Below are 22,682 nucleotides of genomic sequence, written 5' to 3' on the forward strand. Positions count from 1 at the left end.
CATCGTGCTACAGGACCCCGCCGAGCTGACAACAGCGTTCGCAGCTGGCCCAGGGCGTATAGCCCTGGTGCTTGAGTATGACGGCAGCGGCTTCCACGGATGGCAGGACCAGAAAAGCGGCCTCCGAACCATTGGTGGAACGCTCGCTTCGGCCGTGTCAAAAGTTGCTAATGAACCGGTTACCCCGGTGTGTGCAGGGCGCACGGACTCTGGCGTTCATGCCTGTTATCAGCCTGTGCATTTTGATACTGGCGCCTCGCGTGCCATTCGCTCCTGGGTTCTGGGTATCAATAGCGCGCTTCCCGGCGATATACGGGTTCACTGGGCCGGGCAGGCCACTCCGGACTTCAGTGCGCGTTTTACCGCCCGTTGCCGTCGTTATCGCTATGTGATGCTGGACACCCCTACCGCACCGGCACTTCTACGCGGGCGCGTGGCGTGGACGCATACACCTCTGGATCGCAACGCCATGCAAAAGGCTGCGCAGTACCTGATGGGAGAACAGGATTTCTCGGCCTTCCGGGCTGCCGGCTGCCAGGCTAACAGCCCCTGGCGATGCATCCAGGCGATCACTGTTTATCGCGAAGGCCCTTTTCTGGTGCTGGATATCACCGCTAACGCGTTTCTGCATCACATGGTGCGTAATATTGCCGGTACGCTGATGGCGGTGGGTCATGGTGAACGCCAGCCAGAGTGGGTCGCAGGGGTGCTCCGCGAGAAGGATCGGCGCTCTGCCGGCGTTACCGCGCCAGCCCAGGGCCTCTACCTGGTGGATGTATGCTATCCGGCGGAAAACGTTTTGCCGCGCCCAAGATTGGGCCCCTGGTGGCTTGGGCCGCCTCCATAAGGCTTGGTCTGCGAGGCGGCGGGCGCTATGCTGTGCGTTTTAACGCTGGAGATGGTCTTGTCACGCCCCCGAATCAAGATCTGCGGTATTACCCGTGAGGAGGATGCCATCGCGGCGGCTGAGGCCGGCGCGGATGCCATCGGCTTGGTTTTTCATCCTGATAGTGCGCGTTATGTCCCGCTTGAACAGGCTCGGCGAATCCGCGAGGCGCTGCCTCCTTTCGTAACGACGGTCGGTCTTTTCGTGAATGCATCAGGCCGTTTCGTGGAGGAAGCACTTGGCCATGTGCCACTGGACCTGCTCCAGTTCCATGGTGACGAGTCGGCGGCGTTCTGTGGCGGATTCGGACATCCCTGGATTCGCGCTGTCAGGGTTCGGGATTCCCGGGTGGTTGTGGCGGCAGAGAATACTTATTATAGAGCGCTCGGCCTGCTGACGGATGCCTATGACCCGGATTGTTATGGTGGAACAGGAACAACGTTCAACTGGGACTGGTTGCCGTCGACGCCCTCCATGCCGCTTATTCTGGCGGGCGGGCTTACAGCGGAGAATGTCGGCGAGGCCGTACGACGCGTGCGACCCTGGGCGGTGGATGTCAGCGGCGGTGTGGAATCCGAACCGGGCATCAAGAGCCGTCGGCGCATCAATGAATTTGTCCGGGAGGTTACCCTGACCCATGAAACTGACTGAGCAACAGATCAAGGAAAGTCCGGACGCGCGGGGCCATTTCGGCGCCTACGGGGGCCGTTTTGTCTCTGAAACCCTGATCGATTCTCTGCAACACCTGGAAAGCGAGTATCTCCGGCTGCGTGAGGATCCGGATTTTGTCGCAAGGGTGAACAGTGATCTTGCTGACTATGTGGGTAGGCCGACGCCGCTTTACCATGCGGATCGGCTGAGCAGCCAGCTGGGAGGCGCTTCCATCTGGCTGAAGCGTGAAGACCTCTGCCATACGGGCGCGCACAAGGTGAACAACACCATTGGCCAGGCGCTGCTGGCTAAATTCCTGGGCAAACCGCGTGTCATTGCGGAAACAGGTGCTGGTCAGCACGGTGTTGCTACGGCGACCGTTGCAGCGCGTCTTGGTCTCAAATGCAAGATCTACATGGGGGCTGAGGACGTCCGCCGGCAGGCGATCAACGTCTATCGCATGAAGCTTCTGGGCGCCGAAGTGGAATCTGTTGAAGGGGGTACGCGCACGCTCAAGGATGCCATGAATGAGGCGCTGCGTGACTGGGTTACCAATGTGGACGACACCTTTTACATTATCGGTACGGTGGCAGGCCCCCATCCCTATCCGATGCTCGTGCGTGATTTCCAGTCCGTGATCGGTCGCGAAACGCGACAGCAGTGCCTTGAAAGAAACGGGGCACTGCCGGATGCGTTGGTCGCCTGTGTTGGCGGTGGCTCCAACGCAATAGGGCTTTTCCATCCTTTCCTGAGCGATGAATCGGTTGCGATGTATGGCGTTGAGGCCGGCGGCCATGGTGTGGAATCCGGCGAGCACGCGGCGCCGCTTAGCGCGGGCAAGCCCGGCGTATTGCATGGTAACCGGACCTATCTGATGGAGGATGAGTTCGGCCAGATTGCGGGCACGCATTCGGTTTCAGCCGGCCTCGACTATCCTGGCGTGGGCCCGGAGCATTCCTGGCTCAAGGACATCGGGCGCGTAAACTATGTGTCGGTGACTGACGACGAGGCAATGGAAGGCTTCCGCCGATTGACGGCGGTGGAAGGTATCATGCCTGCGCTTGAAACCGCTCACGCGATTGCCTGGGTCATAAAAATGGCTCCTACCATGAGGCAGGATCAATCCATCGTTATTAATCTTTCCGGCCGTGGCGACAAGGATATCGATTCTGTTGCCCGCATGGATAACATCGAAGTGGAGCAGCGCTGACCCATGAGCCGAATTGAACAGCGACTCACGACCCTGCGTGAACAGGGGCGTAAAGCCCTGATTCCCTACATCACTGCTGGTGATCCCGACACCGATGAGACGCTACATATCATGCACAGTCTGGTGCAGGCCGGGGCGGATCTCATCGAACTCGGGGTGCCGTTTTCTGACCCCATGGCGGATGGCCCCGTGATCCAGCGGGCCTGTGAGCGCGCGCTGGCGAAAGGCTGTACCAGCCGCGACGTGCTGGAGGTGGTGCGCCGTTTCCGGGAAACAGACGGCGAAACGCCCGTTGTGCTTATGGGGTATCTCAATCCTGTCGAGGCAATGGGTTATGAAACTTTTGCCGGGCGTGCTGCCGAAGCAGGGGTGGATGGTGTCCTGATGGTGGACTTGCCGCCGGAAGAGGCTGGCGATGTGGTTCCCTGGTTCCAGTCCCAGGGGCTCGATCTTATCTTCCTGATCTCGCCTACCACCTCGGATGAACGGATTCGGCGCATGGGCGAATACAGCAGCGGTTACCTCTATTACGTGTCACTCAAGGGGGTCACCGGGTCTGCCAGTATCGACGCTCGAGCCGTTGAGGACGGCGTTGCCCGCATCCGTGATCTTACGGAACTGCCGGTCGCTGTCGGGTTCGGGATACGTGATGCCGAGACGGCAGCCGCCATAGGTCGGGTTTCGGATGCTATTATCGTGGGTAGTATTATTGTTGATTGTATTGGCCGGCATCCCGAGGGGGGCGAATCACTGCACCAGGCCCTCAAAACGCTGGTGAAGCCCCTGAAGGACAGCCTCGACACACCCTGAGCCGGAGGACAGTTCATGAGCAGCTGGCTCGATAAGATCATGCCCGGGATGATCCGTTCGGACGCGCAACAGCGCTCCACGGTCCCAGAAGGGCTCTGGAAGAAATGCCCCAAGTGCAGCGGGTTTCTATACCGCCCGGAGCTCGATCGCAACCTCAACGTTTGCCCGAAGTGCGAGCATCACATCCGGATCAACGCGCGTCGTCGCCTGGAGATCTTTCTGGACGCGAAAGACTCTCGCGAATTCGCGAATGACCTTGAACCCGTGGATCGCCTCAAGTTCAAGGACACCAAGCGCTACAAGGATCGCCTGAGCCAGGCTCAGAAGAGCACGGGCGAGAAAGACGCTTTGGTGGTCATGGCCGGTACAGTGCAGGAAGTCCCTGTCGTTGCGGTGGCGTTCGAGTTCCAGTTTCTGGGCGGCTCCATGGGGCAGGTGGTCGGCGAGAAGTTTGTGCGCGCCGTAAACCTCTGCCTTGAGGAGAACGTTCCGCTGGTTTGTTTTGCTGCCAGCGGTGGCGCCCGCATGCAGGAGGCCATCATGTCGCTGATGCAGATGGCCAAGACAGCAGCGGCGCTTCAGCGCATGCGGGAAAAGGGTATTCCGTTCATTTCCGTGCTCACCGATCCCGTTTTCGGCGGCGTTTCCGCCAGTCTTGGCATGTTGGGCGATCTCAATATCGCGGAGCCGTATGCGCTGGTGGGCTTCGCCGGCCCCCGGGTCATCGAGCAGACCGTGCGCGAGAAACTGCCGGAAGGGTTCCAGCGCAGCGAATTCCTGATCGAGCACGGGGCGATTGATATGATCGTTTCCCGGCATGATATGCGGGATCGTGTTGCTCACGTTCTGGCCAAGCTGGGGCAGCGCGAGCAGCCTCCTGAGGACGAGCCTGAGCCGCTTGCCGAGCAGCTGCCGGAAGAGGCCAGCGGTGACGCCGATGCCGCTCAGTGATGCCGGTCTTGATGACTGGCTGGCGTATCTCGAATCCCTTCATGCCAGTGAAATGGAGCTTGGCCTTGACCGGGTGATGATCGTCTACCGGCGTCTCATGCCGGAAGGCCTGCCCGGCAGGGTCGTGATCATCGGGGGCACCAATGGCAAGGGCAGCACGCTCACCGCTCTGGAATCGCTGATCCGTTGCCATGGCCACAGCACTGGGGCCTTCACCTCTCCGCATATCCGGCGTTTTAATGAGCGCGTGCGCATTGACGGTGAACAGGCTTCGGACGCAGCCCTCTGCAGCGCCATGGCTGCCGTGGAACAGGCTCGACGCAACGTGGCGCTCACCTATTTCGAGTTCACCACTCTGGCGGCTTTCTGGCTTTTCCGGGAGGCTGGCGTGGAGTACCCGCTTCTGGAAGTGGGCCTCGGGGGGCGCCTCGATGCTGTCAATGTGGCTGAACCGGTACTGTCCATCATTACCGGGGTGGATCTGGACCATACCCAGTGGTTGGGCAGTGACCGCGAAACGATTGGTTATGAAAAGGCCGGGATTCTGCGTGCGGGGCAGCCGGCACTATTCGGTGATCCGGATCCGCCGTCCTCGGTCGTTGACCAGGCTGCTGCTCAGGGTGTTGCTCTGCGCATTCGGGGCCGGGATTTTGGTGGCGAGGACGGTGACAGGGGATTATCAGCTTCCCAGCAGACAGCTCTCGCCGCCCACGGGATGCTTGGCTTTTCCGAGACTGACGAAACGCTGATAAAGCTGCGTGAGTCTGAAGCCCCGGCCGGCCGTTTCCAGAGGCTGGAAGGCCAACCGCCCGTAATCCTTGATGTGGGCCATAATCCCCAGGCAGCTCGTTGGCTGGCGAGGCGACTTGAGGGGTTGCCGGAAAAGCCGGTGGAAGCGGTTTATGCTGCCATGAGCGACAAAGATGTCGAAGGGGTAGCCGCTGCGCTCTCCGGTGTCATTGACCGCTGGCATCTGGCCCCGCTGCCGGGACCGCGTGGCTTGGCCCCGGAGCAGCTTGCTGAGCGGATTTCCGGTGTTATTCCGCAGGATCTGATCCGAACGACCCCCTCGGTTCGGGATGCTTTGGCCTCAGCCAGCGAGACGGCCGGGCAGAGCGGTTGCGTTCTGGTTTTTGGCTCTTTCCTGACGGTTTCTGAAGCTTTGTCAGTGGTGGCTCCGTAACTGGCCCCGGCTTCCTTAAAGCGGTTACACTCCATACCGACCTGAACATAATCGAGGCGCAGGGATTTGGACGGATTCAAACAGCGGATCATCGGGGCACTGATCATTGTCTGCCTGGCAGTGATCTTCCTGCCGATGCTTTTTGACGAGCCGCACCAGGGCCGTCAGGAGCAGATTCTGGAAGTTCCTGAAGAACCGGAAATGCAGCCGGTGCAAATTGAGGAGCCCAAGGAGCCGGACGTACCGCGAAGCGGTGACGCGCCGGATATCCCCATGGCGGATCAGGGGGTGGCCCGTGACGAAGAGCCAGCCGTGGCGCAGGATGATCCAGAGCCGGCTCCTGAAGTGGAGCAAGAGGATGCGGGCGCGCTCAAAGGCGCTTGGCTGGTTCGGCTTGGCAGCTTCAGCAATCGTGATAATGCCCTCAGGCTCAGGGACAGATTGCGCAATCAGGGCATGGAAGCCCACAGCGAGACCGTCGATAATGAGAAGGGCACCTTTACACGTGTGTTCACGGGGCCTTTTCTGGACGAGCAGAAAGCCAAGTCCGCGCGTGACCAGCTCGAAGCCGATTACGACCTTGAACCCATGGTGGTTGAAGGACGGGACTGACGTCGGTTTGGCGGTCTCCAGATTCCTGCTAGAATGTTCGTTTGCTGAAAACACTGGGGCCTCCGGATGGATGCGCTGATCTGGATTGACTGGGTCATCCTTGCCATTGTCGCCGTTTCCACTCTGATCAGCCTTAAACGGGGTTTCGTCAGGGAAGCGATGTCACTTGTGATCTGGGTGGGCGCATTTGTAATTGCCCGCACGTTTCACCCCAATATGCAGATGCTACTGGCGGATACCGTCAGCAATCCCACGGTTCGTCTTATCGCGGCTTTCAGCATCCTGTTTCTGGGCACTCTGGTCGTAGGGGCAGTGGTGAACAATGCTCTGGGCCGATTGGTGGAGGCCACCGGCCTCAGCGCTACTGACCGAACCCTGGGCATGGTCTTCGGACTGTCGCGTGGTCTGGTAGTGGTACTGGTTGCGCTCGCGCTGTTGCGCATGACGCCAGTGACCGGTGACGTCTGGTGGCGTGAGTCGGTGACCGTTCAGGAGCTTGCAAGAGTCGAGGCCTGGACGCGGGATATACTTGGTGATGAGATCGATGCGCTTCTGCCGGATGCGGAAGCCGCGAATGACGCCTCTGGAAAGGCTATGAAGCAAGGCGCACAACACCTTATGGAAATGCAGGAAAGTGCGCCGCAATTCTCCAGGGAAGACCGTTCCCAACCCTAAGCAACCGCGGAGTAATGCAATCCGATGTGTGGAATCGTTGGCATCGTTGGCACGGCCAACGTCAACCAGTCGCTCTATGACGCGCTGACCGTTCTTCAGCACCGGGGTCAGGATGCAGCAGGCATCGTGACTTTCGAAAATGAGCGTTTTTTCCTGCGTAAAGACAACGGCCTGGTCAAGGATGTCTTCCGTACCCGCCACATGCGCCGGCTGGTGGGCAATGTTGGCATCGGGCATGTGCGCTATCCCACAGCGGGTACATCCAGTTCAGCTGAGGCACAGCCCTTTTATGTTAACAGCCCCTATGGCATAACACTGGCGCATAACGGCAACCTCACCAACACAGATGAGCTGGCGAACGATGTATTCCGTTCGGATCTGCGCCATATCAACACCAATTCCGATTCCGAGGTGCTTCTGAATGTCTTTGCGCATGAGCTTCAGAAGAAAGGCAAGCTGAATCCGTGCAGCGACGATGTCTTTGATGCGGTGCGGACCGTTCATCGCCGTGCGAGCGGAGCCTATGCCGCGATCGCAATGATTACCGGCTACGGCATTGTCGGTTTCCGGGATCCCAATGGCATCCGCCCGGCCTGTTTCGGTGTGCGTGAGACGCCTGAAGGTAAGGAATACATGATCGCCTCTGAGAGTGTGGCGCTGGCCTCACAGGGGTTTGAGTTGATCCGTGACATTGCGCCGGGCGAGGCGGTCTACATCGAGACGGATGGCAGCCTCTACACGGAACAGTGCGCGGAATCACCGATGCTCAACCCGTGCATCTTCGAGCATGTGTACTTTGCCCGCCCTGATTCAATCGTTGACAACATTTCGGTGTACAAGTCACGTCTGCGCATGGGCGAAGCGCTTGCCGGCAAGATCAAGCGCGAGATGCCTGACCATGACATCGATGTGGTGATTCCCATTCCCGATACCAGTCGTACATCAGCATTGCCGCTTGCCTATGATCTGGGGGTCAAGTTCCGGGAGGGGCTGATCAAGAACCGCTACATCGGGCGTACTTTCATTATGCCCGGGCAAACCATGCGCAAGCGTTCCGTTCGCCAGAAGCTCAACCCGATTGAACTGGAATTCCAGGGCAAGAATGTGCTGCTGGTGGACGATTCGATCGTTCGCGGCACCACCTGCCAGGAAATTGTGCAGATGGTGCGTGATGCCGGTGCCAGGAAAGTTTACTTTGCATCGGCGGCGCCGCCTGTCCGGTATCCCAATGTCTACGGTATTGACATGCCGGCGGCGAACGAATTGATTGCCCACGGACGTACCGAGAAAGAGGTGGAGTCACTGATCGGTGCGGATTGGCTGATCTATCAGGACCTGGATGATCTGGTTCACTGTGCCCAGGAGGGCAATGAGGCGATCGGCGAGTTTGACTGTTCGGTGTTCAATGGCCATTACCCGACTGGCGACGTAACCGCTGAATACCTTGAGCGCCTGGAACAGGAGCGCTCGGACGCCAAGAAAAATGAGCGCAATAAGGACCTGACAGCGGACAGCGACGTCATCGATATCTATAACGACGAGTGAACCATGAGTGATTCAAGCAAAGAGGTGCCCCATGCCGATCTGACTGGTACCCGGGTTGAAACCCGGGCCGTTAGGGCAGGCCAGCGCCGGACGCCCGAACTTGAGCACAGCGAGGCGCTGTATCCGACCTCCAGCTTTGTCTACAACAGCGCGGCCCAGGCAGCGGCACGTTTTGCTGGGGATGAGCCCGGCAACATCTACTCACGTTTCACCAACCCTACCGTAGCCACCTTCGAGGATCGGATTGCGGCCATGGAAGGCGGTGAGCGTGGTGTCGGCACAGCGTCCGGTATGTCAGCCATACTGGCCACTTTCATGGGGTTGCTCCAGCAGGGGGACCATCTTGTGTGTTCCCGTGGTGTATTCGGTACCACCACGGTCCTGCTGCAGAAGTACATGGCTCGCTTTGGCGTTGAAACCACTTTTGTGGATCTGACCAGTCAGGCGGAATGGGAAAGCGCTATCCGACCGGATACCCGGATGCTGTTCCTCGAGACGCCCTCTAACCCACTTGGGGAAATCGCCGACATGCAAGCGCTGGCGGCACTCGCCCACCGTAATGAGGCGCTCCTTGTCGTGGATAACTGCCTCTGTACGCCGGTGCTGCAGCAGCCATTCCGCCACGGTGCGGATATCGTGATCCACTCGGCCACCAAGTATCTGGACGGACAGGGGCGTTGCGTGGGGGGCGCTGTTGTCGGCAGCAACCAGCTGATGGAACAGGTCCATGGTGTGATCCGGTCGGCAGGGCCTACTATGAGTCCGTTCAATGCCTGGGTTTTTCTCAAGGGTCTTGAAACACTGTCGCTGCGTATGAATGCCCACTCGGCGAATGCCCTCAGGGTTGCGGAGTGGTTGCGTGCGCAACCGGCCATCGAGACGGTGCTCTATGCCGGTCTGCCGGATCACCCCCAGAATGAGCTGGCGCAGCGCCAGCAGAGTGGCGGCAGCGGTGTGGTGTCTTTCAGAGTCAAGGGGGATCGCGATCAGGCATGGCATCTGATTGATCAGCTGAACCTTTTCTCGATTACTGCCAATCTGGGCGATGCCAAGAGTACTGTGACCCATCCAGCCACTACGACCCACGGTCGCCTTTCCGATGATGACAAGAAACGGGGAGGAATCACTGAGAACCTGGTGCGCCTGTCTATCGGGCTGGAGTCGGTTGAGGATCTGATTGAAGATCTTGACCGGGCGCTTTCCGGCGGCTGAACGGCTGGTTTCCCGTTGGACATGTTCTGGCGAATCAAGTCATTACATGTTTAACTTGGGGCAAAGGATCAAGTGGACGCTATGGCACAGGGCAAAACCGGACAGGCGCAGCAGGAGACAGCAGATCGGGGGCAGACGCGCTTCCGTGAGCTTCTCGCCCAGGGTGGGCGTGAAGGGGCACTGATTGCGCTGATCGTGCTCTGCGTTTACCTGGTAATGGCTCTGGTCTCCCATAATCCGGCCGATCCGGGCTGGGCGAGCATTGGTCATGAGCTTGATGCGACTAACTATGCAGGGCGCAGTGGTGCCTGGCTTTCCAGCCTGCTGATGACCTTTTTCGGTGAACTCGCCTGGCTCTTTCCGCTTCTGACTGGCTGGTGCGCCATTACGCTGTACCGCAACCGCGGTACCTATCCGGACTTCCACTGGCCGCTGTTCTTTCTTCGCGCCGGCGGTTTTGTGCTGTTCCTCGCCGCCAGCTGTGGCCTCTTTGGCCTGTATTCGTTCTTCGATCTTGGGCCGGATTCCGGTGGCGTTCTGGGCAGCGAGATAGCCATGACACTGGTTGCCATGCTCAACAGGCCCGCCACCACCTTGATTCTGGCAGCGATCGTTCTTTTCGGGCTGACGCTGGTCACCGGACTTTCCTGGATTGGATTGATTGACCGTATTGGGCAGGCGGCATTGATGCTGCTCCGCGCTATGGCAATGGCCGGCCGGGGTGTTACGGATGCTCTGGCACGCCTCAGGCGCAGAGCCGCAGAGGTGCGCCAGGCGCGTCTGGAAGCCCCGAAGAAAACCGAACCGCCGGTCGTTAACCGGCGCGTGGACGAGCCCTCACCCGGATTTCTAAAACGCTTTGTTCAGCGCCTGCGGCGCAGACGTTCGCATCGGAAAGAGGCGGGATTCGGGCGTCAGGAACCGGCCATTGGTGATGACCCGGAGTACAGTCAGCCCTCATTGCCGGTGGTTATGGATGCTGTTGATGAAAAGGCTGATCCAACTGCGGGGGATCCGGGTGACCAGGAAGTAACTATTACGCGCTTCCAGGGTCAGGGTGCAGGCGACGCGCAGCCCGAGGCGGATGAAAAAAAGGCCAGCGGAAAACGCGGCCGGGCCCGTCGTGCCAAGGGCAAGGCAACTGATCGGGGGCAGAGCTCAGTGCCTCCTGTAAGTCTTCTGGATGAGCCCGCAGCGCACAAAAAACAGGGGTATTCCACCGACTCGCTGCAGTACATGTCCCGCCTGCTCGAAGAGAAACTTGCCGATTTCGGAGTGGCCGTGGAGGTGGTTGAAGTCAATCCCGGACCGGTGATCACCCGCTTCGAGATCAAGCCAGCGGCTGGTGTTAAGGTTAGCCGGATCTCCAATCTGGCCAAGGATCTGGCGCGCGCTCTGGCGGTATACAGTGTGCGCGTGGTCGAGGTGATCCCCGGCAAGTCGGTGGTCGGCATCGAAATCCCGAACGAAGAACGGGAGATGGTGAAACTCTCTGAGATCCTGTCCTCGCCCAGCTATACGAAATCCGGATCCGCGCTCACCCTCGCTCTGGGCAACGACATCGGTGGTGAGCCGGTGGTGGCGGATCTGGGTAAGATGCCCCACGTTCTGGTTGCCGGCACTACCGGGTCGGGTAAGTCCGTGGGTGTGAATGCCATGATCCTGAGCATGCTCCTCAAGGCCACGCCTGAAGAAATTCGTATGATCATGATTGACCCCAAGATGCTGGAGCTTTCGATCTACGAGGGGATCCCGCATCTGCTTTCGCCGGTTGTGACAGATATGAAGGAAGCAGCCAATGCGCTGCGCTGGTGCGTGGCGGAAATGGAACGGCGTTACCAGCTGATGTCATCCCAGGGGGTGCGCAACCTCGCTGGCTACAACCGCAAGGTGCGCGAAGCGCGCGAACGCGGCGAACCCATCAGGGACCCGCTCTGGAACCCGCAGAATGCGCTGGATCCCAGCGAAGACGCCCGGCCGGAGCTGGAGCCGTTGCCGTATATTGTTGTGGTCGTGGACGAGTTCGCGGACATGATGATGATTGTTGGCAAGAAAGTGGAAGAGCTCATTGCCCGGATTGCACAGAAGGCCAGGGCGGCCGGCATCCACCTGATTCTGGCAACGCAGCGGCCCTCGGTGGATGTGATTACGGGCCTGATCAAAGCCAATATACCCACGCGGATGTCGTTCTCTGTGCAATCGAAAGTGGATTCACGAACAGTTCTGGACCAGGGCGGGGCTGAGCAGCTTCTGGGCAATGGCGACATGCTTTACCTGCCACCGGGCTCCAGCAATCCGGAACGGGTGCATGGCGCGTTCGTGGATGATGATGAAGTGCACCGGGTGGTGGAGGCCTGGAAGCAGCGCGGTGAGCCGGATTACGTGGACGAAGTGCTCAGCGGCGGCGACAGTGACAGTGTCCCGGGCATCGCCGCCGTGGGCGGCAGTGAAGACAGTGAGCAGGACGCGCTGTTCGATGAGGCGGTAGCTTTTGTCACCGATAGTGGCCGGGTTTCAATCTCTTCCGTACAGCGCAAATTCAAGATTGGATACAACCGGGCGGCGAACCTGGTGGAAGCCATGGAGTCGGCGGGCGTGGTCAGCGCTGCCGGTCACAATGGTGCCCGTGAAGTTCTTGCTGCCCCGCCACCGAGAGATTAGCTATGACCAAAATGATCCGGATCACCTTGATGACGCTCTGCCTTGCGGCCGCGCCCGCACTGGCCCAATCAGTCGGGGCCGGGGGCGCAGCCGAACTGCTCAGTAAGCGTTTGTCAGATTACCAGAGCTACCAGGCGGATTTTGAGCAGACGGTGCAGAGGCCGGATGGTGAACGGCTGCAGAGGACAACAGGCCAACTCAGCGCACGCCGGGGCGGTGACTTTTTTTGGTACACCGATCCGCCCATGGAGCAGAAGATTGTCACGGCAGGCGATCAGGTCCGTGTCTATGACCCGGACCTGCGCCAGGTAACCATCTACCCGCTTGAAGACCGGATTGCCTCAACGCCCGCGCTGCTGCTCTCCGGCGAAGTCGGGAATCTGGCGGAGACCTTCCGGGTCCGGCATGAGAAAGAAGGCGATGGTGAACGCTTCATATTGAAGCCGAGGGAACAAGGTGCGCTTTTCCTGAAGTTGAGTATGCGTTTCGACGAGGCCGGGGTGCTGCGTCAAATGCAGCTGCATGACTCGCTGGATCAGCTCAGCAAGCTCCAGTTCCGTAATGTGGTACTTAATGAGACTGTTCCGGATGACCGTTTTGAGTTGGATGCGCCAGATGATGTGGATGTGATCCGCAATAAGGCGAACGGAGCCCGCTGATGCAGCAAGGGCTTTTCGGCACTGATGACGCACGGCACCAGCCCCTGGCCGCTCGGATGCGTCCACGCGGGCTGGCGGACTATGCCGGCCAGCAGCATCTTGTGGGCGAGGGCAAGCCACTACGCCGGGCTGTTGACGAGAATCAGCTGCATTCCATGATTCTCTGGGGGCCACCTGGTGTGGGCAAGACCACCTTTGCGCGCCTGCTGGCAGAGCAGACCTCAGCCTGGTTCGAAACGCTCTCGGCAGTAGCTGCAGGCGTTAAGGACATCCGTAACGCTGTGGGCGCGGCGCGGGAGCGCCTTGAGACCAGCGGTCAGGAAACGCTGCTGTTCGTGGATGAGGTCCACCGCTTCAACAAGTCGCAACAGGATGCCTTTTTGCCCCACATTGAGGAAGGCACCGTGATTTTCGTGGGGGCCACCACCGAAAACCCCTCGTTCGAGCTCAACAGCGCACTGTTATCGCGGACCCGGGTATACGTGCTGCGGGATCTTGAGGAGACTGACCTGATTGCTCTGCTCCGGCGCGCTCTGGAAGCGGAAGACGGGCTCAATAGTTCAGTAGCGGTTTCCGACGAGGTGCTCGCCATGATGGCCCGGGCCTCGGATGGCGACGCCCGGCGCGCGCTCAACAGCCTTGAAGTAGGTGCGGATCTTGCCCGGGATGAGGAAGGCGGCAAGCCCGTTATTGATGAGGCCGTGCTGGGAGAGGTGTTGCAGACATCGCTGCGGCGCTTCGATAAGGGCGGTGATGTTTTCTACGATCAGATCTCCGCACTGCACAAGTCAGTGCGGGGCTCGGATCCGGACGCAGCCCTGTACTGGATGTGCCGGATGCTGGATGGCGGCTGCGACCCGTTGTATATCGCGCGCCGGCTGGTGCGCATCGCTAGTGAGGACATTGGCAATGCGGATCCGAGAGCACTGAGCCTGAGCATGGAAGGCTGGCAGGTACAGGAGCGGTTGGGCAGCCCGGAAGGGGAGTTGACTCTGGCACAGGTCGTGACCTACCTGGCGCTTGCACCCAAAAGCATTGGCGTCTATCGGGCTTTCAATGAGTGCATGGCATTGGTGCGCCGGGATCAGGACCGAACCGTTCCGGTGCATCTGCGCAATGCGCCCACGAAGTTGATGAAGGAACAGGGTTACGGCGCGGAATACCGCTATGCCCATGATGAACCGAACGCGTTTGCGGCGGGTGAGAGTTACATGCCGGAGGCGCTTCATGGCACGTGCTTCTATGAGCCGGAGCCGCGCGGCCTGGAACAGAAACTGGCGGAGAAACGCGCCTACTTGGATCGGCTGAATGCCGAGAGCGAGCGCCAGCGCTATCCGTCCGGGAACAACAACTGACGATTGGAAAGAGAGTATCATGCTGGATCCCAAATGGGTGCGAACCGATCCTGACGCTGTGGCTGTGCAGCTGGCACGGCGCGGCTATGAACTGGACACAGGACGGGTGCGCGAACTGGAGACCCGCCGGCGCGAACTGCAGAGCCGGACGGAAGAACTGCAGGCGGAACAGAAGCGGCGTTCCAAGACAATCGGGGAGGCTAAGCGCAATGGTGAGGACCCGCAGCCGCTGATGGATGAGGTGGAATCGCTCAAGCAGCAGAAGGCGGATGCTGAGAATCAGCTCAGAGACCTTCAGGCTGAGCTCAACGCCTTTCTTGAAGGCATTCCGAATGTGCCGGATGAGGCTGTGCCCGAAGGGGATTCCGACGAGGACAATGTGGAAATCCGCCGATGGGGTGAGCCAGCCCAGCCCGACTTTGAGCCCGTGGATCATGTGACGCTTGGTGAAGGGCTGGGCGGTATGGATTTCGCTGCCGCCGCGACCATTGCCCGGTCCCGGTTTGCCGTGATGCAGGGTGGTGTAGCACGCCTTCACCGTGCGCTCACCCAGTTTATGCTGGATCTGCACACGGCGGAGCATGGCTACACGGAAACCTATCTGCCGTATCTGGTGAACAGCGACAGCCTGACCGGCACCGGCCAGCTTCCCAAGTTTGAGGAGGATCTGTTCCGCCTCGATGGCGACCGCGATCTCTACCTGATTCCGACGGCGGAAGTGCCTGCTACCAACCTGGCACGCGACAGCATCCTGGGGCCCAATGAGCTGCCAAAGCGTATGGTCTGCCACACGCCGTGCTTTCGCAGCGAGGCCGGGGCCTACGGCAAGGATACCCGGGGCATGATCCGTCAGCACCAATTCGAGAAGGTGGAGCTGATCCACATTGTGCGGCCCGAGGAATCCGACGCCGCTCTTGAAGCACTTACCGGTCATGCGGAAACTATCCTGCAGCGGCTCGAGTTGCCATACCGGGTGGTCACCCTGTGCGGTGGTGACATGGGCTTCGCGGCTGCCCGCACCTATGACCTGGAAGTCTGGCTTCCCGGCCAGTCCGCCTACCGGGAGATCTCTTCCTGCAGTAACACCCGTGACTTCCAGGCCCGCCGGATGCAGGCGCGCTGGCGCAATCCCGAAACCGGCAAGCCGGAACTGATTAATACTCTGAATGGTTCCGGCCTGGCGGTGGGGCGTGCGCTGGTGGCGGTGCTGGAGAACTATCAGGAAGCGGACGGCAGGGTCCGTGTTCCGGCGGCGCTGAAGCCCTACATGGGTGGCATCACCGAGCTTGTACCTGAAGGAGTCTGAAGCCAATGGTTACTCAGTGGGTGAAGGATCGCCTCAGAAGCCTCCTGCCTCCGGGCAGGACGACCGTCACGGAAAACCAGCGTGGCGGTGAAGTTTACCTAGTGGGGGCAGGGCCCGGCGATCCCGATCTGCTGACCATCAAGGCACTGCGCCTGCTGCGTGAGGCAGATGTGGTGCTGCATGACCGGCTGGTATCCCAGCCCATTATGGACCTCATCAACGAGGGCGCAGAAGTCATCCATGTGGGCAAGGCGCGCTCCAACCACAGCGTTCCTCAGGACCGGATCAACGATATGCTGGTCGAGTATGCCCGTTCAGGGAAACGGGTAGTACGGCTCAAGGGCGGGGATCCATTCATTTTCGGGCGCGGCGGTGAGGAGATTGAGCGGCTGGCCGAATACGGGGTTCCTTTCCAGGTCGTTCCGGGGATTACTGCCGCCCAGGGGTGTTCTGCCTATGCAGGCATGCCTTTGACGCATCGGGATCACGCCCAGTCAGTGCGCTTCATCACTGGCCACCTCAAAAACGATACCGCGGATCTTCCCTGGCAGGATTTCGTCCAGAATCGCCAGACCCTCGTGTTCTATATGGGTCTCGTTGGGTTACCGGTCATTACGCGTGAGCTGGTCGCCCATGGCATGGCAGCAGATACGCCCTGTGCCCTGGTCGCCAAGGGGACCATGCCGGAGCAACGGGTGGTGTGTGGCACCCTGGGGTCCATTGTGGAGTCGGTTGAACAGGCGGAGGTCCGGGCACCGACCATTATCATCGTTGGGGATGTGGTGAGCCTGAGAGGCCAGCTCGGCTGGCTGGAGCAGATGCCCGCCGAGCTGGAGGCGTTCAGCTCCGGTGACGGTGGGGAATCTGGTCCCTGAGTTCGGTCTATATAGCGGCTTGGCAAGTTGGTGATCGACTATCAGTTTATATGAGTTGACGGCGTTCCTGGTTTGTCTGGCAGCGGGCCTTGATCCTGTTTCAGTGCGGGTGGTAATTTTCCTGTCCAGTTAAGTATTGATAAACAGGGAGGTTTAGCATGAGCACACCCGCCATTGCAGATCGTTACGTTACTAGGGATTTCAGGAACGCCCCGCTCATATCCTTGGCGGACCTTATGGGACTCAAGCGTTATAAAGATGAGATCCTGGGGGCACCAGAGGTCTATTCACCGATTCTTTCCGGAATAGCCGTTCACCGGCATCTTCCCGAGCCTCAGCAGCGGCAGGTCAACAGGGCAGTTGTTAAAGGCATTCCTGGCAGCCACCTTCAAACCCAGTTGATGAACAGAATTTGCGCTCAGAGAGTCCAGCCGTACTGGTATATGTGGTCTCTCTCCGATAAAGAGCTGAAGGCGTTTTACAGCTTCAACTCGAACGCGGCGGCTGTTACCAATGAATTTAATCCGATTCCCATTCCTGATTTAACCGTCACAACTGTGGCCGGTGGCCTTTACTTTATGGCCAAAGGACGCTTGCGGGAAGCGGCACTGGAAAAGTTGTCCTCGTTAAAGACGAGTGAGCTGGTGACGGCGGTTGGTCGGCGTTTTGGGTTGGGGGAAGGGGCTGTAACGGCTCTTGGTAAGACTGCTCTTCCGGCCCTGATAGTGATTTCAGGCATCAATATCATGGCGAAGAATCAGTCTGAACAAGCCAAGAAGGAATTGGCGGCCCGTGGCCTACTTGCGTACGAGGATCTGTAGAATGCTCATTATTCTCCTTGCAAGTGGCTTAGCCGGTTCGTTTTTTTATTATGTCGGGCTGTGGACTATCAAAGAGGGAAGGCTTTCAAAGAGCTTATTAAATTGGTCGCGCTGCGTCGCCACGCCTGCCCTACTTTTGGCCGTATGCGCAACGGCCACCACTGAGTATTTTTATGAGGATGCACCGTATCTATTGACGCTGGGATTGTGGCTGCTGTTCATCCTTGCTCTTGAGCCGGCTTACCTCCTGACCGACGAGGTTGATGCGCGGCAGACGAAGGAGGATGAGGCGTGAATCGTCAGTGTGCTGTCTGGTGATGGGCCCGGGAGTTCATGAGATGACAGTTCTCTTGATTACCGCGTTGGGTGCTGTGCTTCTGCTCTACGTGGGGTTGAAAGCGATTAAGAGGGGATACGTTTCGAGGGGGCTATTGACGTGGCTTGGGACAGTTGGACTCCCGGGATTGTTATTCGCTCTCTGTGCCAGTGCCATGATCGGCTGTTTTTTGGGTAACCCTCCGTATTATCTGACGCTGACGATCTGGCCAGTGTTCATGCTTGGCTTGGAACCCGGTTATCGCCTGGTCGGGTATGCGGAAGGGTGAATCACAGGAAACGGGGGATATAGAGCAATGGATGGATGCCTCAATGCGGTTTTTCCTGACTCGCGGTACTTCAGGGCATGCCTATTCGTATTGCTGACGCCATGCTTGTACAGCCCCTCCGGATGGGCGGAAGAGTCAGGGTTCCGCTATGAGGGGCGGCTAGTTCCGGTGGCTCGTACCTATAACGATCTCCAGCTTTGTTCCAATTTTGCGTTTGAATTTGAAGGCAATGAAACACTTGCTGATCGTTACCTGAATGTTTCCCAGAGCCTCTATGAAGCGTCCGAGAGTTCCGGATGGACGCCTGACGAGTTTGCATCCGCACTCGTGGTAGTCCAAGAAGACATGAGTTCGATGAAGGTTCGGGAGGGCGAGACACTAGAGAGATTCAGCCGCCGCCATTACTCCGGCGCGCTCTGCGAGGACGCTGTGGAGCGGGCTGAAGCCTATCTTGAGGGTGATCTACCCAAGCCTTGAATAGTTGGGTCGCAGATGCCCGCCGAGCTTGAGGCGTTCAGTTCCGGTGACGGTGGGGAATCTGGTCCCTGAGTGCGTCCCGCATCTGGCGGATGGCCTTGTCGGTGGTCTCCCAATCGATGCAGGCATCCGTCACGGATACGCCGTATTCCATTTCATCCATTGCGGCAAGTTTCTGCTTGCCCCAGTTGATGTTGCTTTCGACCATCAGTCCGATGATGGACTGGTTACCTTCCTTGATCTGATGGGCGACATCCTGCATAACCAGCGGCTGTACGGCCGGATCCTTGTTGGAGTTGGCGTGGCTGCAGTCCACCATAATGGCATTGCGCACGTTTGCCGCCTCGAGTTCCTTTTCGCAGAGTGCAACGTTCACTGAATCGTAGTTCGGACCGCTGGCGCCACCTCTCAGTACCACATGGCTGTAGGGATTGCCTTTAGTGCGGGTAACCGCCACCTGACCATTCTGGTCAATCCCGAGAAAGCTGTGCGGATTGGATGTCGAGTTCATAGCGTTAATGGAAACATCCAAGCTACCGTCAGTACCGTTTTTGAAACCTACAGCCATGGATAGTCCGCTGCTCATTTCGCGGTGGGTCTGGGACTCGGTGGTGCGGGCTCCGATTGCGGACCATGCGATGGTGTCCTGAAGGTACTGTGGCGCAGTAGGATCCAGCGCCTCAGTAGCCGTGGGTAGGCCCAGTTCGGCAATGTCCAGAAGCAGCTTGCGCCCCAGGTAGAGACCACGTTCAATGTCGAAGCTGTCGTCGAGGTGCGGGTCATTGATCAGACCCTTCCAGCCCGTTGTGGTGCGTGGCTTTTCAAAATAGACACGCATAACCAGAAAAAGGGTATCACTTACTTCGTCTGCAAGCGCCTTGAGGCGCCGGGCATAGTCGAGCGCGGCCTCGGGATCATGGATCGAGCAGGGGCCCACAACCAAGAAGAGGCGTGGGTCTTTGCCATCAAGGATGTTGTTAATGGTCTGACGACCTTCCAGCACGGTGCGGCGCGCTGCATCAGTCAGTGGCAGCTGTTGTTTGAGCGCCGCTGGCGTGGTCAGTACCTGCTGTTCCTCAATGTTGACGTTTTCGATGTCGCTGCTTGCCATCATTGCCTCTTGGTCGCCATGCACGTAAACAGGTCGTTATAGTGCGTCAAATCCCTCAGTGATGCAATCCGGCGGGCTGCTGTACTGGCCCGCAACGGTTGCCTGGTTTAAGCTGTATAACAGACATTTCTGACCGTGCAGGGCAACGTTTGAGCCTGATTGAATCCATTATCACCGAACTGAGGGTGCCGGATCTTCCTTACCCAGTCGGTCAGCCAGTGCCAGCCGAACACCCGCTCTGGTACCGGACGCTATCACAGGCCTGGGACGCTGGCAGCGATGAACGGGTGGTTACGCACCTGCAGCGGGTCGACGCAGTCTGGAGCATGCGTCAGGTTAATGCTGCTTACCTGGCAGATCGGATTATGAATGTGTTCCTCCGCCGCTCCGGGCTTCATCCCTATCTGGTTCACCGCGCAGCACGTCTGCGTTTCTGGCTCGCTCTGGACCTTGAGGCACATGGTGACAAGGCCGTGGCCGAGGAGCGACCGCTGCGGCGGTGGCTGGACAGTCTAAATGCACTGCGTGGCTGGAGTCGTACCGGAGGGCGCTCTGACCGGCCTGTGGAGACTCACCTGGCGTCGATGGAACAGGCAGTGGGTGAGGCTCTGGAAGCCGGCGACGAGCAGCCGATTGACAGCTGCGTTGGTGACTGGCTGGAACAGGTCCGGCGTCAGGCTGAGCAGGCGGAGCGTGTTGCTGCACGCTTGTGGCAGACCGAGAGTGGCGCAGCTGGTCAGCGCGCTGCGGAACAGGCAGTCAGGGCTGCTCTCTCGCGTACCTGTCGGGGGCGGCGTTTGCCCAATGCCTTACTGACGTTTATTGACGGTGACTGGCGCGGGCTGATGCGCCGTGCGGCACTGGTTCATGGGGTCGACTCTGAAGCCTGGCGCCATGCGTTGCGCCTGCTGGAATGGTTGATCTGGGTCGGGGATGAAAGTCTTTGCGGTCAGGACCGGAACAGGCTCTACCATGTTGGAGAACAGTTGACCGACAAACTGGTCCAGGTGGTTGCCATGGTGGAAGGAGAGAACCCCGATCCTGAACGGTTTGCGGCGGTGGATACCTTGCTTGCAAGGCGGCTGCGTGATGAAGCCGTCGATCAGGAACCGGCGGACATGCCGGAAGCGGATCCACGCTGGCTGGACAGGCCCGATCAGCAACAGCGGGAAGAGGCCAGTGATTGGATAGACCGGTGGTATCTGTACGAGGAGGATGGCCAGCAGATCCGCCAGTTTCTGACCGGTCTGTTGGAGGAAACGGGCGAGGTACTTTGGACAAACGCACGGGGTGCCAAACTGGGCGTTGAACCTTTCCGCTCGGTACGCGCCCGGTTTGAGGCCGGTGAGTTGATGCAGCTTCCGGACGCTTACCCGTTTGCCGCTGTTCTGAAAGACACGCTAAGCAGTCTGCAACGGGTTCTTGAGTCCCAGAGAAAACAGCGGGAGCAGGCGCGGGACAAGGCACGCCAGGAAGCGGAGGCGCTGCGCCGTGCCCAGGAGGAGGCGCTTGAAGAAGAACGCCGCCGCGATCGCGAGCGTGAGGAGCGCGAGGTGCGTGAGCGTGAGGAGGCGGCTCAGGCGGCACGTGATGAGGACGAAGCAGAACGTGTCAGTGAAGCTGCTGAACTCTGGGCAAAGGTTTTGGCGGAAGTCGACCGTCTCGAGGCCGGAAGCTGGATTCAGTTGGGCAGTGGCGATGAGGCCGTGCGGTTGAAGCTGGCGCTGCGTATCAGGGCATCCGGAAAAATGGTTTTTGTGGACCGGTACGGGCTCAATCGCAGGGAAATCCTGCGTGAGGAACTGGCTGGCCGGGTACGCAGCGGGGAAGCGTGGCTGCTCAGTGAGGGAGCCGAGTTTGCGGATACGCTTTCGCGGGTTGTGGGACGATTGCGGGTAGGGCGCTGATGACAGGAACCTGGATACCGGAAGACAGTGATCAGCGCAATGAATACCGTCTCGCTGGCCGTGTGGTTGCGGATCTGCAGGTGGTGGATGGTGTCGATGACGAACCGCCGCGCTGGTTGCGCTGCCGCACACGGGATATTTCCGCCAGTGGACTCAGTATCACTGCGGACGAGTTTGTGGTGGAGGGCGCCTTGCTGAATCTGAGAGTGACGATCGATGACAGCTGTGTTCACGCGCTTCTAGCGGAAGTGCGTTCATGCCGGGAATGGGAGGATGGCTTCTGGCGGGTCGGTCTGGTGGTTGTAGATGCTGGCGACGACAGCCTTCCTGATTGGAAGGAGGCTGTCGCCACCCTTCTTGAGGCCTGAGAAACTGCTCAGGTCTCCATCGGATTCATGGCCATGTTGCGGAATCCTGCATCCACGTAAATAACTTCCCCGGTGATGCCGCTGGCCATATCAGAGGTCAGAAAGGCAGCTGTGTTGCCAACTTCCCTGGTAGTTACATTGCGCTGCAGGGGCGTGCGCTTTTCGTTCTCCGACAGCATGCTGCGGAAGCTCTTGATGCCGGAAGCCGCCAGGGTCTTGATCGGGCCCGCGGAAATGGCATTCACACGGGTTCCTTCCGCGCCCATGGAAGCAGCCAGATAACGCACGCTGGCTTCCAGACTGGCCTTGGCCAGACCCATGACGTTGTAGTTGGGCAGCACCATCTGCGAGCCCAGATAGGTCATGGTCAGGATGGACCCATTGCGCCCCTTCATCAGCGGCCGTGCTTCGCGAGCAAGCGCGGTAAGGCTGTAGGCGCTGATGTCGTGGGCCATCTTGAAACCCTCACGGCTGGTTACTTCGGTGTAGTCGCCATCGAGTTCTTCACCGGGGGCGAAGCCAACGGAGTGGACCAGTATATCGAGTCCTCCCCAATGTTCGTTGAGCGTCTCGAAAAGCGCCGCAATCTGATGATCATCGGAGACATCACAGGGCAGCACCATGTCGCTGTTCCAGCTCTCGGCAAAACCCTCGACCCGGGATTTGAGCTTGTCATTCTGGTAGGTGAGGGCCAGCTCCGCACCCTGCTCGTGCAGTGCCTGGGCAATGCCAGTGGCAATTGAGTGTTTGCTGGCGATGCCGACGACCAGCGCTTTTTTTCCTTCGAGTATTCCCATGCTGA

Annotated in this window: 21 protein-coding genes and 2 pseudogenes; 21 read left to right on the forward strand and 2 right to left on the reverse strand. The window is 59.1% G+C overall.

The window, feature by feature from the left end; genetic code table 11:
• Positions 1 to 4: 4 nt before the first annotated feature.
• The 19 genes and pseudogenes from truA to AAF659_RS04250 all read left to right on the forward strand — a co-directional run bounded on the left by truA (position 5) and on the right by AAF659_RS04250 (position 18,494).
• On the forward strand, positions 5 to 847 hold the full coding sequence (gene truA / locus AAF659_RS04165; RefSeq protein ID WP_349750428.1) for a tRNA pseudouridine(38-40) synthase TruA: 843 nt from the start codon (positions 5 to 7) through the stop codon (positions 845 to 847).
• 57 nt (positions 848 to 904) lie between these two features.
• A complete protein-coding gene (locus AAF659_RS04170; protein WP_502949188.1) occupies positions 905 to 1,537 on the forward strand; it encodes a phosphoribosylanthranilate isomerase in 633 nt (210 codons plus the stop codon).
• Entirely contained in the window at positions 1,524 to 2,747 is a 1,224-nt protein-coding gene (gene trpB / locus AAF659_RS04175) for a tryptophan synthase subunit beta (protein WP_349750429.1), read from the forward strand. Before AAF659_RS04170 ends, trpB begins: the two co-directional genes overlap by 14 nt.
• A 3-nt stretch (positions 2,748 to 2,750) precedes the next feature.
• Entirely contained in the window at positions 2,751 to 3,557 is an 807-nt protein-coding gene (gene trpA, locus AAF659_RS04180; RefSeq protein WP_349750430.1) for a tryptophan synthase subunit alpha, read from the forward strand.
• Between the two features lie 15 nt (positions 3,558 to 3,572).
• Positions 3,573 to 4,508: an acetyl-CoA carboxylase, carboxyltransferase subunit beta gene (gene accD, locus AAF659_RS04185; protein ID WP_349750431.1), complete on the forward strand. Its 936-nt coding sequence runs from the start codon at positions 3,573 to 3,575 to the stop codon at positions 4,506 to 4,508.
• Complete coding sequence (locus AAF659_RS04190) at positions 4,495 to 5,691, forward strand: bifunctional folylpolyglutamate synthase/dihydrofolate synthase (RefSeq protein WP_349750432.1); 1,197 nt, start codon at positions 4,495 to 4,497, stop codon at positions 5,689 to 5,691. Before accD ends, AAF659_RS04190 begins: the two co-directional genes overlap by 14 nt.
• A gap of 66 nt (positions 5,692 to 5,757) precedes the next feature.
• Positions 5,758 to 6,303 (forward strand): SPOR domain-containing protein, encoded by a 546-nt coding sequence (locus AAF659_RS04195; RefSeq protein WP_349750433.1) that lies wholly within the window; start codon positions 5,758 to 5,760, stop codon positions 6,301 to 6,303.
• A 66-nt stretch (positions 6,304 to 6,369) separates the two neighbouring features.
• Positions 6,370 to 6,978 (forward strand): CvpA family protein, encoded by a 609-nt coding sequence (locus AAF659_RS04200; RefSeq protein ID WP_349750434.1) that lies wholly within the window; start codon positions 6,370 to 6,372, stop codon positions 6,976 to 6,978.
• 24 nt (positions 6,979 to 7,002) lie between these two features.
• Positions 7,003 to 8,523, forward strand: coding sequence for an amidophosphoribosyltransferase (purF, locus tag AAF659_RS04205; protein WP_349750435.1), 1,521 nt, complete (start codon positions 7,003 to 7,005; stop codon positions 8,521 to 8,523).
• Between the two features lie 3 nt (positions 8,524 to 8,526).
• Positions 8,527 to 9,735 (forward strand): O-succinylhomoserine sulfhydrylase, encoded by a 1,209-nt coding sequence (locus AAF659_RS04210; protein ID WP_349750436.1) that lies wholly within the window; start codon positions 8,527 to 8,529, stop codon positions 9,733 to 9,735.
• An 81-nt stretch (positions 9,736 to 9,816) separates the two neighbouring features.
• Positions 9,817 to 10,398, forward strand: a pseudogene (locus AAF659_RS15090) (DNA translocase FtsK 4TM domain-containing protein); the annotation flags it as partial.
• A 489-nt stretch (positions 10,399 to 10,887) separates the two neighbouring features.
• A pseudogene (locus tag AAF659_RS15095) lies at positions 10,888 to 12,396 on the forward strand (DNA translocase FtsK); the annotation flags it as partial.
• Between the two features lie 2 nt (positions 12,397 to 12,398).
• Positions 12,399 to 13,055, forward strand: coding sequence for an outer membrane lipoprotein periplasmic chaperone LolA (lolA, locus tag AAF659_RS04220; protein WP_349750438.1), 657 nt, complete (start codon positions 12,399 to 12,401; stop codon positions 13,053 to 13,055).
• Entirely contained in the window at positions 13,055 to 14,410 is a 1,356-nt protein-coding gene (locus AAF659_RS04225; RefSeq protein WP_349750439.1) for a replication-associated recombination protein A, read from the forward strand. Before lolA ends, AAF659_RS04225 begins: the two co-directional genes overlap by 1 nt.
• Before the next feature lie 19 nt (positions 14,411 to 14,429).
• Positions 14,430 to 15,716: a serine--tRNA ligase gene (gene serS / locus AAF659_RS04230; protein WP_349750440.1), complete on the forward strand. Its 1,287-nt coding sequence runs from the start codon at positions 14,430 to 14,432 to the stop codon at positions 15,714 to 15,716.
• A gap of 5 nt (positions 15,717 to 15,721) precedes the next feature.
• Positions 15,722 to 16,591, forward strand: a complete 870-nt coding sequence (gene cobA, locus AAF659_RS04235; protein ID WP_502949189.1) for a uroporphyrinogen-III C-methyltransferase — start codon at positions 15,722 to 15,724, stop codon at positions 16,589 to 16,591.
• A gap of 158 nt (positions 16,592 to 16,749) precedes the next feature.
• On the forward strand, positions 16,750 to 17,412 hold the full coding sequence (locus AAF659_RS04240) for a hypothetical protein (protein WP_349750441.1): 663 nt from the start codon (positions 16,750 to 16,752) through the stop codon (positions 17,410 to 17,412).
• Position 17,413: 1 nt separating this feature from the next.
• Entirely contained in the window at positions 17,414 to 17,707 is a 294-nt protein-coding gene (locus tag AAF659_RS04245) for a hypothetical protein (protein WP_349750442.1), read from the forward strand.
• 478 nt (positions 17,708 to 18,185) lie between these two features.
• Positions 18,186 to 18,494: a hypothetical protein gene (locus AAF659_RS04250; RefSeq protein WP_349750443.1), complete on the forward strand. Its 309-nt coding sequence runs from the start codon at positions 18,186 to 18,188 to the stop codon at positions 18,492 to 18,494.
• 37 nt (positions 18,495 to 18,531) lie between these two features.
• Here the strand turns inward: AAF659_RS04250 and AAF659_RS04255 are convergent, their stop codons facing one another.
• Entirely contained in the window at positions 18,532 to 19,605 is a 1,074-nt protein-coding gene (locus tag AAF659_RS04255) for a 3-deoxy-7-phosphoheptulonate synthase (protein ID WP_349750751.1), read from the reverse strand.
• A gap of 149 nt (positions 19,606 to 19,754) precedes the next feature.
• On the opposite strand from AAF659_RS04255, the gene AAF659_RS04260 reads away from it, so the two are divergent.
• Together AAF659_RS04260 and AAF659_RS04265 are read left to right on the forward strand one after the other, a co-directional pair.
• The gene (locus AAF659_RS04260) at positions 19,755 to 21,512 is read left to right on the forward strand and encodes a DUF1631 family protein (protein ID WP_349750444.1); all 1,758 of its coding nucleotides are present in this window, start codon (positions 19,755 to 19,757) and stop codon (positions 21,510 to 21,512) included.
• On the forward strand, positions 21,512 to 21,880 hold the full coding sequence (locus AAF659_RS04265; RefSeq protein WP_349750445.1) for a PilZ domain-containing protein: 369 nt from the start codon (positions 21,512 to 21,514) through the stop codon (positions 21,878 to 21,880). The genes AAF659_RS04260 and AAF659_RS04265 overlap by 1 nt, the downstream gene beginning before the upstream one ends.
• Positions 21,881 to 21,888: 8 nt before the next feature.
• On the opposite strand, the gene AAF659_RS04270 is transcribed toward AAF659_RS04265, so the two are convergent.
• Positions 21,889 to 22,677 carry an enoyl-ACP reductase FabI gene (locus AAF659_RS04270; protein ID WP_349750446.1) on the reverse strand — a complete coding sequence of 263 codons (789 nt, stop codon included), beginning with the start codon at positions 22,675 to 22,677 and terminating at the stop codon, positions 21,889 to 21,891.
• Between the last annotated feature and the right edge of the window lie 5 nt (positions 22,678 to 22,682).

The organism is Salicola sp. Rm-C-2C1-2 (assembly GCF_040196175.1).
GTDB lineage: Bacteria > Pseudomonadota > Gammaproteobacteria > Pseudomonadales > Oleiphilaceae > Halospina.

Bases quoted from the DNA above. Each gene is read 5' to 3' on its own strand.
- AAF659_RS04225 (WP_349750439.1), top strand. From the start codon at position 13,055: ATGCAGCAAGGGCTTTTCGGCACTGATGACGCACGGCACCAGCCCCTG.
- trpB (WP_349750429.1), top strand. From the start codon at position 1,524: ATGAAACTGACTGAGCAACAGATCAAGGAAAGTCCGGACGCGCGGGGC.
- AAF659_RS04245 (WP_349750442.1), top strand. From the start codon at position 17,414: ATGCTCATTATTCTCCTTGCAAGTGGCTTAGCCGGTTCGTTTTTTTAT.
- purF (WP_349750435.1), top strand. From the start codon at position 7,003: ATGTGTGGAATCGTTGGCATCGTTGGCACGGCCAACGTCAACCAGTCG.
- accD (WP_349750431.1), top strand. From the start codon at position 3,573: ATGAGCAGCTGGCTCGATAAGATCATGCCCGGGATGATCCGTTCGGAC.
- serS (WP_349750440.1), top strand. From the start codon at position 14,430: ATGCTGGATCCCAAATGGGTGCGAACCGATCCTGACGCTGTGGCTGTG.
- AAF659_RS04270 (WP_349750446.1), bottom strand. From the start codon at position 22,677: ATGGGAATACTCGAAGGAAAAAAAGCGCTGGTCGTCGGCATCGCCAGC.
- cobA (WP_502949189.1), top strand. From the start codon at position 15,722: ATGGTTACTCAGTGGGTGAAGGATCGCCTCAGAAGCCTCCTGCCTCCG.
- trpA (WP_349750430.1), top strand. From the start codon at position 2,751: ATGAGCCGAATTGAACAGCGACTCACGACCCTGCGTGAACAGGGGCGT.
- AAF659_RS04210 (WP_349750436.1), top strand. From the start codon at position 8,527: ATGAGTGATTCAAGCAAAGAGGTGCCCCATGCCGATCTGACTGGTACC.
- AAF659_RS04200 (WP_349750434.1), top strand. From the start codon at position 6,370: ATGGATGCGCTGATCTGGATTGACTGGGTCATCCTTGCCATTGTCGCC.
- lolA (WP_349750438.1), top strand. From the start codon at position 12,399: ATGACCAAAATGATCCGGATCACCTTGATGACGCTCTGCCTTGCGGCC.
- AAF659_RS04190 (WP_349750432.1), top strand. From the start codon at position 4,495: ATGCCGCTCAGTGATGCCGGTCTTGATGACTGGCTGGCGTATCTCGAA.
- AAF659_RS04265 (WP_349750445.1), top strand. From the start codon at position 21,512: ATGACAGGAACCTGGATACCGGAAGACAGTGATCAGCGCAATGAATAC.
- AAF659_RS04255 (WP_349750751.1), bottom strand. From the start codon at position 19,605: ATGGCAAGCAGCGACATCGAAAACGTCAACATTGAGGAACAGCAGGTA.
- AAF659_RS04240 (WP_349750441.1), top strand. From the start codon at position 16,750: ATGAGCACACCCGCCATTGCAGATCGTTACGTTACTAGGGATTTCAGG.